Below are 16,214 nucleotides of genomic sequence, written 5' to 3' on the forward strand. Positions count from 1 at the left end.
TCCCGGGGGACTCACAATGGGTCAATGGTGAGACTGAGGCGAAGCAACTCGGCGGGCGCAGGCCTGCGCAGGGTTCGTGCTGGACGGGGGTTCTCCTATCGCAACCACGACGGTACGGTCGTGGCAGATGCCGAGCTGAGAGAGCGCATCGAGAAGCTCGCCATTCCTCCGGCCTGGACCGATGTGTGGATCGCGCCGTATGCGAACGGGCACATCCAGGCGACGGGTATCGACGCGGCGGGGCGCAGGCAGTACATCTACCACCCGACCTGGCGCGAGCAGAAAGACCGCATCAAGTTCGACCGGGCTCTCGCTCTCGCCGAGTCCCTTCCGACAGCGCGTCGCGGCGTCACCATCGACCTTCGTAGCACCGAGCCCACAAAAGAGCGCGCATTGGCGGCGGCTTTCCGGATGCTCGACACGGGATCGCTGCGGGTCGGCAGCGAGCGTTACGCCGAGTCGAACGGAAGTCACGGCTTGTCGACGCTGCTGGGAGCTCACGCTCGAGTGAGCGGAGACACCGTGCATCTGGCTTTCCCCGCGAAGAGCGGTCAGGCCTGGGAGAGCGACATCACAGATCCGGATCTCGCCGCGGTCGTGCGCGCGTTGAAGCATCGCGGGCCGCGGGCGCGCCTGCTCGCCTGGCGTCAAGGAGCCGGCAACTGGCATCCGATCGCCGCCGACGAGATCAACGACTACGTGAGGCAGAAGACAGGCGGCCAGTTCACGGCGAAGGACTTCCGAACACTGCACGGCACCGTGGCGGCGGCCGTCAGCCTGGCAAAGCACGGGCCAGAGCAGCGCAGCACCGCTCGCACTCGGGCCATCGCGCAAGCGATGCGCGACGCGGCCGAGGTGCTCGGCAACACGCCTTCGATCGCCAAGAAGAGCTACGTCGATCCGCGGGTCGTCGATCACTACACCGAGGGAACGACGATCGACCCTCGCCGACTCGGGTCGGCCGAATCGGAGTTGCGGGCGCTTCTCTTCGAGTGATCGATCTGTCCCGTGCATCGCCGGAACGGCGCGACACGCCCAACGCGACACGCCCGGGTTGCACGATGCCCCTCGGGTGTGGCAAACTCGTCTAGTTCAACATTTTCGTGTCACCTTGCGTGCGCGAAATCACTGCCAGGCAGTGCACAGCTAGCCCACTGGGTCTTCGTGATCCGAGGTTGAGAGCTGGGCCGCGGGTAGCAGAACACACTTCAATCCTTTTTCTTTGCACTGCAGATCAGTCTGCGCGCGGGGCTAGGCGGGTTGGGTCCGTAAGGACATTGACAGAAGAACAGTGGTGCGACCGACTGCGGGCGTATCGAGCACGGGCTGCAAGGCTCGGGCAAGCAAGCGCGTCCAATGCTGCCTACAGGCGGTAAGACGCAAGACAAGAGAGTGAGTCACACATGGCGGGACAGAAGATCCGCATTCGACTTAAGTCGTACGACCACGAGGTCATCGACTCCTCGGCGCGCAAGATCGTCGACACGGTGACCCGCGCGGGTGCGACCGTCGTCGGTCCGGTACCGCTGCCGACCGAGAAGAACGTGATCGCAGTGATCCGTTCGCCCCACAAGTACAAGGACAGCCGCGAGCACTTCGAAATGCGCACGCACAAGCGTCTGATCGACATCATCGATCCCACGCCCAAGGCCGTCGACTCGCTGATGCGTCTCGACCTGCCGGCTGACGTCAACATCGAGATCAAGCTCTAAGCGGGGGACTGAACACTATGTCTACGCCTACACAAGCAGCCGCCACCAAGACCAGCAAGGGTCTCCTCGGCAAGAAGCTCGGCATGACCCAGGTCTGGGACGAGAACAACCGTCTCATCCCCGTCACGGTCGTCGAGATCACGCCCAACGTGGTCACGCAGATCCGCACCGTCGAGCGCGACGGCTACGTGGCCGTTCAGATCGCCGCCGGCCAGATCGACCCCCGCAAGGTGAACAAGCCGGCCACGGGTCACTTCGACGCCGCCGGTGTCACGCCTCGCCGTCACATCACCGAGATCCGCACCGCCGACGCGGCCGACTACACGGTGGGCCAGGAGCTCACCGTCGACGCCGTCTTCGAAGCCGGCAAGAAGGTCGACGTCGTCGGCACTTCCAAGGGCAAGGGTTTCGCCGGTGTCATGAAGCGTCACAACTTCCGAGGCGACAACGCCTCGCACGGTGCGCACCGCAACCACCGCAAGCCCGGTTCCATCGGTGCATCCTCGACCCCGTCGCGCGTCTTCAAGGGCATGCGCATGGCCGGTCGCATGGGTGGAGAGCGCGTCACCGTGCTCAACCTCGCCGTGCACTCCATCGACGCCGAGAAGAACGTCATCCTCATCAAGGGTGCTGTTCCCGGAGCGCGTGGCCGTCTCGTTTTCGTTCGTACCGCAGTGAAGGGGGCCTAGTTCATGGCTACCGCAACTACCACGGTTGACGTCGTCGACGTCAAGGGCAAGAAGGCCGGCACCGTCGACCTTCCCGCCGAGCTGTTCGACGTCCAGACCAATGTTCCGCTTATCCACCAGGTCGTCGTCGCTCAGCTCGCCGCCGCCCGCCAGGGAACCCACAAGACCAAGCGTCGTGGCGAGGTCTCCGGTGCCGGTCGCAAGCCGTTCAAGCAGAAGGGAACCGGTCGCGCTCGTCAGGGCTCGATCCGCGCTCCTCAGATGACCGGTGGTGGCATCGTCCACGGACCGACCCCGCGCAGCTACGACCAGCGCACCCCCAAGAAGATGATCGCCGCAGCTCTGCTCGGTTCGCTGTCCGACCGCGCACGCGGTGGACGCGTTCACGTGGTCGAGTCGCTTGCTCAGGGCGACGTGCCCTCGACCAAGGGCGTTCTCGAGCTGCTCAGCCAGGTCGCGACCTCGAAGCACGTTCTGATCGTGCTCGAGCGTGACGACGTGCTGAGCTTGAAGAGCGTTCGCAACATCCCGACCGTGCACGTGCTGCCGGCCGACCAGCTGAACGCATACGACGTGCTCGTCTCCGACGACATCATCTTCACCAAGGCTTCGTTCGACGCGTTCGTCGCAGCCAAGTCGAAGAACACTGCTCAGGAAGAGGTCTAGACATGAGCAACGCTGCATTCAACAAGGATCCGCGCGACATCATCCTGTCGCCGGTCGTCTCCGAGAAGAGCTACGGCCTGATCGACGAGGGCAAGTACACGTTCATCGTCGACCCCCGCTCGAACAAGACCGAGATCAAGCTCGCTATCGAGAAGATCTTCAAGGTCGAGGTCGCGTCGATCAACACGCTCAACCGTGTCGGCAAGACCCGTCGCACCAAGTTCGGCATCGGCAAGCGCAAAGACACCAAGCGCGCCATCGTCACGCTCAAGTCCGGCACCATCGACATCTTCACCGCTGTCGGCTAGGGCCAGAGGGATATAGAAATGGCTATTCGCAAGTACAAGCCCACCACCCCGGGTCGTCGCGGTTCATCCGTCGCCGACTTCGCGGAGATCACCCGGTCGACGCCTGAGAAGTCGCTGCTGCGTCCGCTCTCGAAGACCGGTGGACGTAACAACGCAGGTCGCATCACGACGCGTCACATCGGTGGTGGCCACAAGCGCCAGTACCGTGTCATCGACTTCCGTCGCAACGACAAAGACGGCGTCAACGCCAAGGTCGCTCACATCGAGTACGACCCCAACCGCACCGCACGCATCGCTCTGCTGCACTACCTCGACGGAACCAAGCGCTACATCCTGGCTCCGAACAAGCTGGCACAGGGCGACATCGTCGAGTCGGGAGCGTCTGCCGACATCAAGCCCGGCAACAACCTGCCGCTCAAGAACATCCCCACCGGTACCGTCATCCACGCGATCGAGCTGAAGCCGGGCGGTGGCGCCAAGATGGCCCGCTCCGCCGGAGCCTCGGTTCGTCTCGTCGCAAAAGACGGTCCCTACGCCCAGCTTCGTCTTCCCAGCGGTGAGATCCGCAACGTCGACGCTCGCTGCCGCGCAACGATCGGCGAGGTCGGCAACGCCGAGCAGTCGAACATCAACTGGGGAAAGGCCGGCCGTATGCGCTGGAAGGGCGTTCGCCCGACCGTGCGTGGTGTCGCCATGAACCCGGTCGACCACCCGCACGGTGGTGGTGAGGGAAAGACCTCCGGTGGACGTCATCCTGTTAGCCCTTGGGGCCAGAAGGAAGGCCGCACCCGGCACATCAACAAGGAAAGCGACAAGCTCATCGTTCGTCGCCGTACCGTCGGCAAGAAGCGTAAGTAGGAGTTGTAGAAGATGCCACGCAGTCTCAAGAAGGGCCCCTTCGTTGACGACCACCTGTATCGCAAGGTTGTCACTCAGAACGAAGCCGGTTCCAAGAACGTCATCAAGACCTGGTCGCGCCGATCGATGATCATCCCCGCGTTCCTCGGCCACACGATCGCCGTCCACGACGGTCGTAAGCACATCCCGGTGTTCGTCACCGAAACCATGGTTGGGCACAAACTCGGCGAGTTTGCTCCCACCCGCACCTTCCGTGGTCACGTGAAGGACGACAAGAAGGACCGTCGCCGCTAACGCGGTGGCGAAAGGAGGAGAGAAATGGTGGAGTCAATCGCACGTGTGCGACACATCCGCGTCACCCCCATGAAGGCTCGTCGCGTCGTCAACATGATCCGCGGCAAGCAGGCAGTCGAAGCGCTGGCGATCCTGAAGTTCGCCCCGCAGGGTGCGTCCGACCCGGTCTACAAGCTCGTCGCGTCCGCCATGGCGAACGCCCGGGTCAAGGCCGACGCGTCGAACAGCTACCTCGACGAGCAGGACCTGTTCGTCTCGGCTGCGTTCGTCGATGAGGGAACCACCCTCAAGCGTTTCCAGCCCCGTGCACAGGGTCGCGCGTTCCAGATTCTGAAGCGCACGAGCCACATCACGGTCGTGCTGAACACGCCCGACGAGGCAGCAGTGGCACAGTCCACGAAGAAGGCAGGTAAGAAGTAATGGGACAGAAAGTAAACCCGTACGGCTTCCGTCTCGGTATCACCACCGACCACGTGTCGCGTTGGTTCTCCGACTCGACGAAGCCGGGACAGCGTTATGCGGACTTCGTTGCAGAAGACGTCAAGATCCGCAGACTGCTCAGCACCTCGCTCGACCGTGCCGGCGTTGCTCGCATCGAGATCGAACGCACCCGTGACCGTGTTCGCGTCGACATTCACACCGCCCGCCCGGGCATCGTGATCGGTCGTCGTGGAGCCGAGGCCGAGCGCATCCGCACCGACCTCGAGAAGCTCACGGGTAAGCAGATCCAGCTCAACATCCTCGAGGTCAAGAACCCCGAGGCCGAAGCCCAGCTCGTGGCCCAGGGAATCGCGGAGCAGCTCACCGCTCGCGTCGCGTTCCGCCGTGCCATGCGCAAGGGAATGCAGGGCGCTCAGCGCACCGCATCGGTCAAGGGTGTTCGTATCCAGGTCTCCGGTCGTCTCGGCGGCGCCGAGATGAGCCGCTCGGAGTTCTACCGTGAGGGTCGCGTGCCGCTGCACACCCTTCGCGCGAACATCGACTACGGCTTCTACGAGGCCAAGACCACCTTCGGCCGCATCGGCGTGAAGGTCTGGATCTACAAGGGTGACATCACCAACAAGGAGCTTGCCCGCGAGCAGGCCAACCAGAAGTCGACGCGCCCCGACCGTCGTGACGACCGCCGCGATGGCGACCGTCCCCGTCGTGGTGCTGCCGGCACGAATTCAGGCGCTGGCGCCTCCGCCCCCAAGGCAGAGGCTCCCGTTGCAGCAGGAGTTGAGGCATAACCATGTTGATTCCACGCAGAGTCAAGCACCGTAAGCAGCACCACCCGGGACGCAGTGGCCACGCCACCGGCGGTACCACGGTGAGCTTCGGCGAGTACGGCATCCAGGCCCTTACTCCTGCATATGTGACGAACCGCCAGATCGAGTCCGCTCGTATCGCCATGACGCGTCACATCAAGCGTGGCGGAAAGGTGTGGATCAACATCTACCCCGACCGCCCGCTCACCAAGAAGCCCGCCGAAACCCGCATGGGTTCCGGTAAGGGTTCACCCGAGTGGTGGATTGCGAACGTCAAGCCGGGTCGCGTGCTCTTCGAGCTCAGCGGCGTCAGCGACACGATCGCACGCGAAGCCCTCACTCGGGCCATCCACAAGCTGCCGCTCAAGGCACGCATCATCAAGCGCGAGGAGGGCGACGCATAATGGCGATCGGTTCCAAGGAGCTCGCCCCTGTCGAGCTCGACACATTCGAAGACGCCCGCCTGGTCGAAGAGCTGCGGAAGGCGAAGGAAGAGCTGTTCAACCTTCGCTTCCAGTCGGCTACCGGCCAGCTCGAGAGCCACGGACGCCTGCGCGCCGTGAAGCGCGACATCTCGCGCATCTACACGATCATCCGTGAGCGTGAGCTGGGCATTCGTGCCACGCCCGCTCCGGTTGCGGTGGCTCCCAAGGCAGAAAAGAAAAGCAAGGCCAAGAAGGATGCGGCCGCTCCGGCGGACGCCCCGGCCGCTGAGGCTGAGGAGGCCAAGTAATGGCAAAGGTTAACGAGGCGGCTGCAACGCCGGCCGACGAGACCAAGGCAGTCGTTCGCGGCTACCGCAAGTCACGTCGTGGATACGTCACGAGCGACAAGATGGAGAAGACCATCGTCGTCGAGGTCGAAGACCGCGTGAAGCACCCCCTGTACGGCAAGGTCATCCGCCGCACGTCCAAGGTCAAGGTCCACGACGAGGCGAACTCCGCCGGCATCGGCGACCTCGTCCTCATCAGCGAGACCCGTCCCCTCAGCGCCACCAAGCGCTGGCGCCTGGTCGAGATCCTCGAGAAGGCCAAGTAGGCCTCGCGCTTACTTCGCCTAAGGAAGAGTAGAAAATGCTGCAGCAGGAATCCAGAGTCAAGGTCGCCGACAACACCGGCGCCAAGGAGCTCCTCACGATCCGCGTTCTCGGTGGCTCAGGCCGCCGGTACGCCGGTCTCGGTGACGTCATCGTCGCCACCGTCAAAGACGCGATCCCGGGCGGAAACGTCAAGAAGGGCGATGTGGTCAAGGCCGTCATCGTTCGCGTGAAGAAGCAGACCCGTCGTCCCGACGGTTCGTACATCAAGTTCGACGAGAACGCCGCAGTGATCTTGAAGACCGACGGTGACCCCCGTGGTACCCGTATCTTCGGCCCCGTCGGCCGCGAGCTTCGCGACAAGAAGTTCATGAAGATCATCTCGCTGGCACCGGAGGTTATCTAAGTCATGGCAAACATCAAGAAGGGTGACCTGGTTCAGGTCATCACGGGCGCGACCCAGGCCCGCGGCGGAGACCGCGGCAAGCAGGGTCGTGTTCTCGAGGTACTCGTCGAGAAGAACCGCGTCGTCGTCGAGGGCGTGAACTTCATCACGAAGCACGTCCGCGTCGGACAGACGCAGCGCGGTACCAAGACCGGCGGAATCGAGACCCACGAGGCCCCGATCCACGTGTCGAACGTCGCGATCGTCGATCCCGAGACCAAGAAGCCGACCCGCGTCGGTTTCCGCACCGAAGAGGTAACGAAGGACGGCGTCACCAAGACCGTCCGCATCCGTTACGCCAAGAAGTCAGGTAAGGACCTGTAATGACCGATACTGCAGTGGTGTCTGGCAAAATCCAGCCCCGTCTCAAGCAGAAGTACCGCTCCGAGATCTCGAAGAAGCTCCAGGAGGAGTTCGGCTTCACGAACGTGCACCAGGTGCCCGGACTCGTGAAGATCGTGGTCAACACCGGTGTCGGCGAGGCCGCCCGCGACGGCAAGATCATCGATGGTGCCGTCAAGGACCTCACCGCGATCACGGGCCAGAAGCCGCAGGTCACCCTTGCCCGCAAGTCGATCGCTCAGTTCAAGCTGCGCGAGGGCCAGCCCATCGGCGCACACGTCACGCTTCGTGGCGACCGCGCCTGGGAGTTCCTCGACCGTCTCCTGTCGCTCGCGCTTCCCCGCATCCGCGACTTCCGTGGTCTCAGCGACAAGCAGTTCGACGGACGTGGCAACTACACGTTCGGTCTGACCGAGCAGTCGATGTTCCACGAGATCGACCAGGACAAGATCGACCGCGTTCGTGGTTTCGACATCACCGTCGTCACGACCGCCAAGAACGACGACGAGGGTCGCGCGCTGCTCAAGGCGCTCGGGTTCCCGTTCCGCAACGCGGAGAACACCCCCGTATAGTCTCGTCCCGCGCGGTTTTCGACCGCGTGGGATAAGCTTTGTTGTTTGCCGTTTCGCCTGGGCCGTGTCTCACGGCCCAGGCGTGACGCATACAGCGAAAAGCTCCTCAGGTTTTGCGGAGTTCACCACCAAAGGTCGGCTCCCTCGTAAAGGGTGTCGAAACCAGGCGAAAGGCACTACACAATGACAATGACAGATCCGGTCGCAGACATGCTGACCAGACTGCGCAACGCGAACTCGGCATATCACGACACCGTGTCCATGCCGCACTCGAAGCTCAAGTCTCACATCGCAGACATCCTCAAGGCCGAAGGTTACATCTCGGCGTGGGACGTCAAAGACGCAGAGGTCGGCAAGACCCTGACGCTCTCCCTCAAGTTCGGACCGAACCGCGAACGCTCCATTGCGGGCATCAAGCGCGTGTCGAAGCCGGGCCTTCGGGTCTACGCGAAGTCGACGGAGATCCCCACGGTTCTCGGTGGCCTCGGCGTTGCAATCCTCTCGACTTCCTCCGGTCTGCTCACAGACCGCCAGGCTTCCAAGAAAGGCGTAGGTGGGGAAGTCCTCGCCTACGTTTGGTGATCACTGATGTCACGTATTGGACGACTTCCCATTGAGATCCCTGCGGGGGTCGAAGTAAAGATCGACGGCCAGGCCGTCGCCGTCAAGGGACCGAAGGGTGAGCTCGCGCTCACCGTTGCAAGTCCCATCGAGGTCAAGATCGAGGATGGCCAGGTTCTGGTCACCCGTCCCGACGACGAGCGCGAATCGCGTTCGCTGCACGGTCTTACCCGTACCCTGATCGCCAACCAGATCATCGGTGTCACCGAGGGCTACTCCAAGAGCCTCGAGGTCGTCGGAACCGGTTACCGCGTTGCAGCCAAGGGCGCTGGCGTCGAGTTCGCACTCGGCTACTCGCACCCCATCACCGTCGAGCCGCCCGCGGGCATCAGCTTCTCGGTCGAGGGCGTCAACAAGCTCACGGTCACCGGAATCGACAAGCAGGCCGTCGGTGAGGTTGCCGCAAACATTCGTAAGTTGCGCAAGCCTGAGCCCTACAAGGGCAAGGGTGTGCGTTACGCCGGCGAGGTCGTTCGCCGCAAGGCCGGAAAGAGTGGTAAGTAACCATGGGTCTCGGAACTAGAGGAAAGAGCAAGTCTGCTGCGCGTTCGCGCCGGCACGACCGTCTCCGCAAGAAGGTCGAGGGCACAGCCCTCCGCCCCCGTCTCGTCGTGTCTCGCTCGGCTCGCCACGTCTTCGTGCAGGTCGTCGATGACGCCCTGGGTCACACCCTGGCGTCGGCATCGACCCTCGAGGTCGACATGCGTTCGTTCGATGGCGACAAGACGGCCAAGGCCCGCAAGGTCGGCGAGCTCGTCGCCGAGCGTGCGAAGTCAGCCGGCATCGAAGCAGTCGTCTTCGACCGCGGCGGAAACCGTTACGCAGGACGCGTTGCGGCCATCGCCGAGGGCGCTCGTGAAGGTGGGCTGAACCTGTGAGCACCGAAAACACTACTAAGGAGAACGCTGTGGCTGTTGAAGCCCCGGTAGAGACCGCCGCATCGACGGAGGCAAACCAGACCGAGCCCCGCGAGGCTCGTCGCGGAGGCCGTGAGCGCAACCCCAACCGCGGAGACCGCGGAAGCCGTGACGCCGACAAGAGCCAGTTCCTCGAGCGCGTCGTCACGATCAACCGCGTGTCGAAGGTCGTCAAGGGTGGTCGTCGCTTCAGCTTCACCGCTCTGGTCGTCGTCGGAGACGGCAACGGACTCGTCGGTGTCGGCTACGGCAAGGCCCGCGAGGTTCCCACCGCCATCTCGAAGGGCGTCGAAGAAGCCAAGAAGAACTTCTTCCGCGTTCCCCGGGTCGGCAACACCATTCCGCACCCGGTTCAGGGAGAGGCCGCCGCAGGCGTCGTTCTCCTTCGTCCCGCGGCCGCCGGTACCGGTGTTATCGCAGGTGGCCCCGTCCGCGCCGTGCTCGAGTGCGCCGGCATCCACGACGTCCTCTCGAAGTCGCTCGGTTCGTCGAACACGATCAACATCGTGCACGCGACCGTCGAGGCTCTGAAGATGCTCGAGGAGCCCCGCGCCGTCGCCGCACGCCGTGGTCTTTCCTACGAAGACGTGGCTCCGGCCCGTCTGCTCCGCACCGAGGCAGCGCTTCGCGAGGCCGCGGCAACTGCGAAGGCAGGTGCATGATGGCCGCGCGCCTCAAGGTAACCCAGATCAAGTCCAAAGTCAGTGAGAAGCAGTACCAGCGCGATACCCTTCGCAGCCTGGGACTCAAGCGCATCGGCGACGTCACGATCCGCGAGGACAACTCGCAGAACCGTGGCTACGTCAACACCGTCGCTCACCTGGTGAAGGTTGAGGAGATTGACTAATGGCTGAAGAAGCTAAGAAGGAGACGGCCGCCAAGGCTGCTCCGAAGAAGGCCGCTGCTCCCAAGGCAGAGACCGCTGCGAAGGCCCCCAAGGCCGCCAAGGCCGAGGCCGCCCCCAAGGCGGAGAAGGCTGCAGCTCCGAAGAAGGCCGCAGCCCCCAAGGCTGACAAGGCCGAGTCGGCTGCTGCCGCTCCCAAGGCTGCGGCGAAGGCCGCACCGAAGGAGAAGACCGAAGAGGCTGCTCCCCGCGAGCAGGTTCTCAAGGTTCACCACCTGCGCCCGGCGCCCGGTGCCAAGAAGGCGCGTACGCGCGTCGGTCGTGGTGAGGGATCCAAGGGTAAGACCGCCGGCCGTGGAACCAAGGGAACGAAGGCTCGTTACCAGGTCCGCGTCGGATTCGAAGGTGGGCAGATGCCTCTGCACATGCGTACGCCGAAGCTGCGCGGGTTCAAGAACCCGTTCCGCGTCGAGTACCAGGTCGTCAACCTCGAGAAGCTCGCCGAGCTCTACCCGTCTGGTGGAGAGGTCACGATCAGTGACCTCGTCGCCAAGGGTGCCGTACGCAACAACGAGAAGGTCAAAGTTCTCGGACAGGGCGACATTACGGTTAAGCTGAACGTTGCGGTCGACAAGGTCTCCGGTTCAGCTGAACAGAAGATCGTTGCCGCCGGTGGCTCCGTAAAGTAACGCACCTTCCGGTGCGGTGAGTGATGAATCACTCGCGCGCTACGGTTTCGACGAGAGCCCCCGATAGACTCCCTGAGTCTGCCGGGGGCTTTCGCGCCATCACTTTCGCCAATTAGCAGGAGGCATTTTTTGTTTAGAGCCGTCGCGCGGATCTTCCGCACCCCGGATCTCCGCCGGAAGATCGGGTTCACGCTCGGCATCGTCGCGCTGTTCCGTCTGGGATCGTTCATCCCTGCGCCATTCGTGGACTTCGGAAACGTGCAGTTGTGCCTCGCTGCGAACCAAAACACCTCGGGCCTCTACGAGCTCGTCAACCTCTTCTCCGGTGGCGCTCTCCTGCAGTTGAGTATCTTCGCGCTGGGCATCATGCCGTACATCACGGCATCGATCATCACCCAGCTGCTCCGCGTGGTCATCCCGCACTTCGAGACTCTCCACAAGGAGGGTCAGGCGGGCCAGTCCAAGCTCACGCAGTACACGCGCTACCTCACCATCGCGCTGGCTGTGCTGCAGTCGACGACGCTCATTACTGTGGCGCGCTCCGGAGCTCTCTTCGGCACCACGACGGTGGCCGAATGTACTCAGCTCATCACCGACGACGCCTGGTACGCGATCATGCTGATGGTCATCACGATGACCGCCGGAACCGGACTGATCATGTGGATGGGCGAGCTCATCACCGAGCGCGGCATCGGCAACGGCATGTCGCTGCTCATCTTCACGTCCATCGCCGCTCAGTTCCCCACGTCGCTGTGGAGCATCGCGCAGGCGAAGGGCTTCGAGACATTCCTTCTGGTCATAGCGGTCGGTCTCGTGATCGTCGCGGCCGTGGTGTTCGTCGAGCAATCCCAGAGACGCATCCCCGTTCAGTACGCCAAACGCATGGTCGGTCGGCGAACGTACGGTGGCAACAACACCTACATCCCGATCAAGGTCAACATGGCGGGTGTTGTCCCGGTCATCTTCGCGTCGTCGCTGCTGTACCTGCCGGCGCTCATCGCCCAGTTCAACCAGCCGGCGGCCGGGCAGTCGCCCGCACCGTGGGTCACCTGGGTCACGAACTACCTCACCAAGGGCGATCACCCGCTCTACATGATCCTGTACTTCCTGCTCATCGTCGGATTCACCTACTTCTACGTCGCCATCACCTTCAACCCTGAAGAGGTCGCCGACAACATGAAGAAGTACGGCGGCTTCATTCCTGGCATCCGTGCAGGTCGACCCACTGCCGAGTACCTCGACTACGTGCTTACTCGTGTCACCCTGCCCGGATCGATCTACCTCGGTCTGATCGCCCTGATTCCTTTGGTGGCGCTCGCGCTCGTCGGGGCCACGTCGAACTTCCCCTTCGGTGGAGCGTCGATCCTGATCGTGGTCGGTGTCGGACTCGAGACGGTCAAGCAGATCGACTCGCAGCTGCAGCAGCGTCATTACGAAGGCCTCCTGCGATGACTTCGGTCGACACGGTGACGGGAACCGTGCGGCTGCTGATCATCGGTCCTCCCGGGGCCGGCAAAGGCACTCAGGCGGCGAAGCTCGCCGAGATCTACGGCATCCCCGCAATCTCGACCGGTGACATCTTCCGCGCGAACATCAAAGAAGGCACCGAGCTGGGCAAGCAGGTCCAGGCGCTCGTCGAATCGGGTTCGTATGTGCCCGACTCCCTGACGAACGATCTGGTTCGCGACCGGCTTCTGCAGCCCGACGTGGCGGGTGGGTTCCTGCTCGATGGCTACCCGCGAACGACGGAGCAGGTCGACGAGCTCGATCGAATCCTCGCCAAGGCTCACGCGCATCTCGATGCTGTCGTGCAGCTCGTGGCCGACGTCGACGAGGTCGTCGATCGCCTGCGCAAGCGTGCGCTCGTCGAGGGCCGAGCCGACGACACCGAAGAGGTGTTGCGACACCGCCAAGAGGTCTACGCCGACCAGACGGCCCCCCTGATCGACGTCTACGCCAGCCGCGGACTCGTCGTCGCGGTCGACGCGCTCGGTGAGGTCGACGAGGTCACCGAACGCATCGTCACCGCACTCGCTTCTCGATGAGCTTTCGCAAGAACATCTACAAGACGCCCGATGAGCTGCGGCTCATGGTGCGCCCGGGTCTGGTGACGGCAGCATCGCTCGACGCGGTGCGCGCCGCAATCCGCCCTGGCGTGAGCACACTCGAACTCGATTCGATCGCAGAGCGCGTGATCGTCGAGGCCGGGGGAGTGTCGAACTTCAAGCTGGTTCCGGGCTACCGACACACGATCTGTGCGTCGGTGAACGACGATGTCGTTCATGGCATCCCGGGTGAACGCATCCTGCAGCCCGGCGACATCGTCTCGATCGACAACGGAGCGGAGGTCGAGGGCTGGAACGGCGACTCGGCATTCACCGTGGTCCTCCCCGACGAGTCACGACCCGAGCTCGTGGCAGAACGTCAGCGGTTGTCCGATGTCACAGAGGGTTCGCTGTGGGCAGGCATCGCCCGGCTCAGCACCGCTCGCCACCTGAACGAGGTCGGCGAGGCGATCGAGGAGTACATCGAGGCGCAGGGCACCTTCGGAATCGTCACCGATTACATCGGCCACGGCATCGGTCGCAGCATGCACGAGGCTCCGCCCGTCTTCAACTATCGCGTTCGTGCCAAGGGCCCTGATGTGAAGCACGGCCTGGTGGTGGCGATCGAGCCGATGGTCACCCTCGGATCGATCGAGACGTTCGTGCGAGACGACGACTGGACCGTCGCTACCGACGACGGAAGCGTCGCAGCGCACTGGGAGCATTCCGTCGCCGTGCACGCCGACGGGATCTGGGTCACCACCGCTCACGACGGCGGTGCAGCGGGCCTGGCCCCGTTCGGTGTGACGCCGACCCCCATCCCGTAGCCGGCGTTCCCTGAGTCCGTCGAGGGCGCCCGTGCGGACTATTTGTCCATGACGTGCACGAGCTCGTCGATGAAGCTGGGGAAGTCGATCGCGCGCTTGATGATGCGCTGAACGTCCTCCCGGTCGGAGAACACCTCGACGAACTGGTCGAAGACCTCCTGAAACGACGTGCGTCCGGTGGCAGCGAATGCGATGAACGCGATGACGTTCACGCGGTTCTCGCCCCACGCCATGGCCGAATCGTTGATCACGATGGCGATTGAGGTGCGGTTGGCCGTCATCGCCATCGCATGCGGCACCGCGATGCTGTCGGTGAACGCGGTCGACGACATGAGCTCTCGCTCGATGGCTCCGTCGACGTAGGAGCGGTCGATCACACCGTGTTCGACCATGCGCTGACCGAGAGTCTCGATCATCTCCACCTCGCTCGATGCGTGCATCTCCCTGAAGAAGAGTGCGTCGTCGAAGTAGAGCAGCAGGTCGTCTTTGATCTGCATGCGGCGGGCATGCCGACGCACACGGCTGATCGCCCGGCGAACGTTCTCGATATCGCCGTCGGTCAGAAACGGCTGGATGACGACTTCGTTCTCGCGCGGGGTACGGGAGGCGATCGTCGAGAGTACGAGATCGGCGTCGAGCTCCGTCCAGTCGACGTCGGTGCGGGTGATCACGATGGCAACGTCGAGCTCGTCGCCCAGCGCCTTGGTGATCCGCTCGGTCAACATCTCGTGCATGTCGTAGTAGTTCGGACACACCACGGCGCAGCGCAGCCGGTCACCCCGGCGTTGCTTGCGTTCGAGGTATGAACCGACGTGCAGCGCGATGAATGCGATCTCGTCGTCGTTGATGTGGATCCCCGCGCGGCGCTGAAGCTGGCTCGCGATGAAGACCGAGAGCTCGTAGGTCATCGGGTACGAGGTCTTCATCGAGCGGGTCAGAGGATTGACCGAATACGCGTTGTCGTGTGCGCGAGCCACGAGGTTGCGCACGTGCAGCGAGAGCCGAACCATGAACTCCTCGTCGTCGAGGTCGATCAGGTACTCCTGATGCACGAGCGCGACGATGTCGCGCACGGTGGCGAGCACATCGGCGTCGACATAGTTCTCGACCACCTGCGTCGTCGACTCGTCGTGACCCGGTGTCACGACCCGCGTCGTCAGCAGCACCGCGAGGTAGTCGAGGTCGGGCGCGCTCAGCGACACGTCGAAGTGATTCACGACGAGGCCCGAGAGTGCCGCTGCGATCTCTGCGACCCGCGGGCCTGCGGCCACGAGCGGTACGTCAGACTGAGCGCGATCGTGCCTTTCGAGGGCGATCATCAGATGCAGCAGCACGTTGTTCAGGCCGTACTCGTTCACGAAGTAGCCGTGCGCGTCGAGCATCTCGATCAACTCGGTCTTGAAGCTCCCGAGGTTCTCGGACTCGAACTCGCGCTGCACTCGCTCGAGCTCGAGGAATCCCTGCGCGCTCTCCTCGCGGAACATCCGACTGAGGAGGCGACGGTGGTTCGCCTCCGAGCCAACGATCGAGACGAGGTTGTCGCGCCTCACCAAGGAGAGATCATCGGCCTCGACCAGCAACTTGACCTTGCGCAGGTCTTGCTCGAGGGTCGAGTCGCTGACGAACAACCGGCTTGCCAGGCTGCGAGCCTCGAGCCCCTCGGGCGCATTGCCGAGAAGGCGCACGAGCTGATAGATGCGGTCGCGAGGCGTCTCGGGTTCGACGACCCTGCCCTCCGCTCGGAACGCACTCAGCGCATCGCGGTCGACACGGTATCCGAGGACGCCGGACTGAATGGTCTCGTGGGGATGAGATGCGCTCTTGGCGGCCGTCACATAGCTCCGCACACTGCGGCTGGTGACACCGAGTTTGTCGGCGAGCTCAGCAGCGGTCACCCAGCCGTCGGCTTGGGACAGATAGTCCAACAGCCGTTCGTACTTCTCATTCATGTGCTGGTCGCTCCCGACCTGAGTCAACCATCTCGGGCGTCTCCAGACTAATTGCAACCAGGCGGCTTCCTCCCCTGCGGAAACTTTTCTACGGCGCAACCCGGCGCGAAGCCGCGACTTCTCCGAGAGTATTGAACGTAGATCGCAAGGAGG

The 16,214-nt window shown here is 63.3% G+C and carries 25 protein-coding genes; 24 read left to right on the plus strand and 1 reads right to left on the minus strand.

Translation table 11 applies throughout. The features are described 5' to 3' along the window. Positions 1 to 24: 24 nt before the first annotated feature. The 24 genes from CCK87_RS12835 to map all read left to right on the plus strand — a co-directional run bounded on the left by CCK87_RS12835 (position 25) and on the right by map (position 14,112). On the plus strand, positions 25 to 996 hold the full coding sequence (locus tag CCK87_RS12835) for a DNA topoisomerase IB (RefSeq protein ID WP_086461772.1): 972 nt from the start codon (positions 25 to 27) through the stop codon (positions 994 to 996). 407 nt (positions 997 to 1,403) lie between these two features. Then, positions 1,404 to 1,712, plus strand: coding sequence for a 30S ribosomal protein S10 (gene rpsJ, locus CCK87_RS12840; RefSeq protein ID WP_018171443.1), 309 nt, complete (start codon positions 1,404 to 1,406; stop codon positions 1,710 to 1,712). 17 nt (positions 1,713 to 1,729) lie between these two features. Beyond that, complete coding sequence (gene rplC / locus CCK87_RS12845; RefSeq protein WP_044440007.1) at positions 1,730 to 2,401, plus strand: 50S ribosomal protein L3; 672 nt, start codon at positions 1,730 to 1,732, stop codon at positions 2,399 to 2,401. 3 nt (positions 2,402 to 2,404) lie between these two features. Further along, positions 2,405 to 3,067 carry a 50S ribosomal protein L4 gene (rplD, locus tag CCK87_RS12850; RefSeq protein ID WP_086461773.1) on the plus strand — a complete coding sequence of 221 codons (663 nt, stop codon included), beginning with the start codon at positions 2,405 to 2,407 and terminating at the stop codon, positions 3,065 to 3,067. Positions 3,068 to 3,069: 2 nt separating this feature from the next. Next, on the plus strand, positions 3,070 to 3,375 hold the full coding sequence (gene rplW / locus CCK87_RS12855; RefSeq protein WP_044440011.1) for a 50S ribosomal protein L23: 306 nt from the start codon (positions 3,070 to 3,072) through the stop codon (positions 3,373 to 3,375). 18 nt (positions 3,376 to 3,393) lie between these two features. Further along, a complete protein-coding gene (gene rplB / locus CCK87_RS12860) occupies positions 3,394 to 4,233 on the plus strand; it encodes a 50S ribosomal protein L2 (protein WP_044440013.1) in 840 nt (279 codons plus the stop codon). Positions 4,234 to 4,245: 12 nt separating this feature from the next. After that, the gene (gene rpsS / locus CCK87_RS12865; RefSeq protein ID WP_086461774.1) at positions 4,246 to 4,527 is read left to right on the plus strand and encodes a 30S ribosomal protein S19; all 282 of its coding nucleotides are present in this window, start codon (positions 4,246 to 4,248) and stop codon (positions 4,525 to 4,527) included. 24 nt (positions 4,528 to 4,551) lie between these two features. Further along, positions 4,552 to 4,947: a 50S ribosomal protein L22 gene (gene rplV / locus CCK87_RS12870; RefSeq protein ID WP_086461775.1), complete on the plus strand. Its 396-nt coding sequence runs from the start codon at positions 4,552 to 4,554 to the stop codon at positions 4,945 to 4,947. Further along, positions 4,947 to 5,756 carry a 30S ribosomal protein S3 gene (gene rpsC / locus CCK87_RS12875; RefSeq protein ID WP_044440017.1) on the plus strand — a complete coding sequence of 270 codons (810 nt, stop codon included), beginning with the start codon at positions 4,947 to 4,949 and terminating at the stop codon, positions 5,754 to 5,756. The genes rplV and rpsC overlap by 1 nt, the downstream gene beginning before the upstream one ends. Positions 5,757 to 5,758: 2 nt before the next feature. After that, positions 5,759 to 6,178: a 50S ribosomal protein L16 gene (gene rplP, locus CCK87_RS12880; protein ID WP_044440018.1), complete on the plus strand. Its 420-nt coding sequence runs from the start codon at positions 5,759 to 5,761 to the stop codon at positions 6,176 to 6,178. Further along, positions 6,178 to 6,507 carry a 50S ribosomal protein L29 gene (gene rpmC / locus CCK87_RS12885; RefSeq protein ID WP_055778099.1) on the plus strand — a complete coding sequence of 110 codons (330 nt, stop codon included), beginning with the start codon at positions 6,178 to 6,180 and terminating at the stop codon, positions 6,505 to 6,507. The genes rplP and rpmC overlap by 1 nt, the downstream gene beginning before the upstream one ends. After that, positions 6,507 to 6,812, plus strand: a complete 306-nt coding sequence (gene rpsQ / locus CCK87_RS12890; protein WP_055778097.1) for a 30S ribosomal protein S17 — start codon at positions 6,507 to 6,509, stop codon at positions 6,810 to 6,812. The genes rpmC and rpsQ overlap by 1 nt, the downstream gene beginning before the upstream one ends. A gap of 35 nt (positions 6,813 to 6,847) precedes the next feature. After that, positions 6,848 to 7,216, plus strand: coding sequence for a 50S ribosomal protein L14 (rplN, locus tag CCK87_RS12895; RefSeq protein ID WP_044440021.1), 369 nt, complete (start codon positions 6,848 to 6,850; stop codon positions 7,214 to 7,216). Between the two features lie 3 nt (positions 7,217 to 7,219). Further along, a complete protein-coding gene (gene rplX / locus CCK87_RS12900) occupies positions 7,220 to 7,579 on the plus strand; it encodes a 50S ribosomal protein L24 (RefSeq protein ID WP_044440022.1) in 360 nt (119 codons plus the stop codon). After that, positions 7,579 to 8,169, plus strand: coding sequence for a 50S ribosomal protein L5 (gene rplE, locus CCK87_RS12905; protein ID WP_086461776.1), 591 nt, complete (start codon positions 7,579 to 7,581; stop codon positions 8,167 to 8,169). Before rplX ends, rplE begins: the two co-directional genes overlap by 1 nt. A 183-nt stretch (positions 8,170 to 8,352) precedes the next feature. After that, positions 8,353 to 8,751, plus strand: coding sequence for a 30S ribosomal protein S8 (gene rpsH / locus CCK87_RS12910; RefSeq protein ID WP_044440024.1), 399 nt, complete (start codon positions 8,353 to 8,355; stop codon positions 8,749 to 8,751). A 6-nt stretch (positions 8,752 to 8,757) separates the two neighbouring features. Further along, positions 8,758 to 9,294 carry a 50S ribosomal protein L6 gene (gene rplF / locus CCK87_RS12915; protein WP_044440025.1) on the plus strand — a complete coding sequence of 179 codons (537 nt, stop codon included), beginning with the start codon at positions 8,758 to 8,760 and terminating at the stop codon, positions 9,292 to 9,294. Positions 9,295 to 9,296: 2 nt separating this feature from the next. Next, positions 9,297 to 9,668: a 50S ribosomal protein L18 gene (gene rplR, locus CCK87_RS12920; protein WP_055778086.1), complete on the plus strand. Its 372-nt coding sequence runs from the start codon at positions 9,297 to 9,299 to the stop codon at positions 9,666 to 9,668. Between the two features lie 29 nt (positions 9,669 to 9,697). Beyond that, positions 9,698 to 10,369, plus strand: coding sequence for a 30S ribosomal protein S5 (gene rpsE, locus CCK87_RS12925; protein ID WP_268750572.1), 672 nt, complete (start codon positions 9,698 to 9,700; stop codon positions 10,367 to 10,369). After that, a complete protein-coding gene (gene rpmD / locus CCK87_RS12930) occupies positions 10,369 to 10,554 on the plus strand; it encodes a 50S ribosomal protein L30 (protein WP_044440029.1) in 186 nt (61 codons plus the stop codon). Before rpsE ends, rpmD begins: the two co-directional genes overlap by 1 nt. Continuing rightward, the gene (gene rplO / locus CCK87_RS12935; protein ID WP_086461777.1) at positions 10,554 to 11,240 is read left to right on the plus strand and encodes a 50S ribosomal protein L15; all 687 of its coding nucleotides are present in this window, start codon (positions 10,554 to 10,556) and stop codon (positions 11,238 to 11,240) included. Before rpmD ends, rplO begins: the two co-directional genes overlap by 1 nt. A 129-nt stretch (positions 11,241 to 11,369) precedes the next feature. After that, the gene (secY, locus tag CCK87_RS12940) at positions 11,370 to 12,692 is read left to right on the plus strand and encodes a preprotein translocase subunit SecY (protein WP_055778078.1); all 1,323 of its coding nucleotides are present in this window, start codon (positions 11,370 to 11,372) and stop codon (positions 12,690 to 12,692) included. Beyond that, the gene (locus CCK87_RS12945; protein WP_170927277.1) at positions 12,689 to 13,285 is read left to right on the plus strand and encodes an adenylate kinase; all 597 of its coding nucleotides are present in this window, start codon (positions 12,689 to 12,691) and stop codon (positions 13,283 to 13,285) included. Before secY ends, CCK87_RS12945 begins: the two co-directional genes overlap by 4 nt. Then, positions 13,282 to 14,112, plus strand: coding sequence for a type I methionyl aminopeptidase (gene map, locus CCK87_RS12950; protein ID WP_086461778.1), 831 nt, complete (start codon positions 13,282 to 13,284; stop codon positions 14,110 to 14,112). Before CCK87_RS12945 ends, map begins: the two co-directional genes overlap by 4 nt. A gap of 38 nt (positions 14,113 to 14,150) precedes the next feature. On the opposite strand, the gene CCK87_RS12955 is transcribed toward map, so the two are convergent. Next, the gene (locus CCK87_RS12955) at positions 14,151 to 16,061 is read right to left on the minus strand and encodes a BglG family transcription antiterminator (protein WP_086461779.1); all 1,911 of its coding nucleotides are present in this window, start codon (positions 16,059 to 16,061) and stop codon (positions 14,151 to 14,153) included. Positions 16,062 to 16,214: the final 153 nt, after the last annotated feature.

The organism is Agreia sp. VKM Ac-1783 (assembly GCF_900177765.1).
GTDB lineage: Bacteria > Actinomycetota > Actinomycetes > Actinomycetales > Microbacteriaceae > Agreia.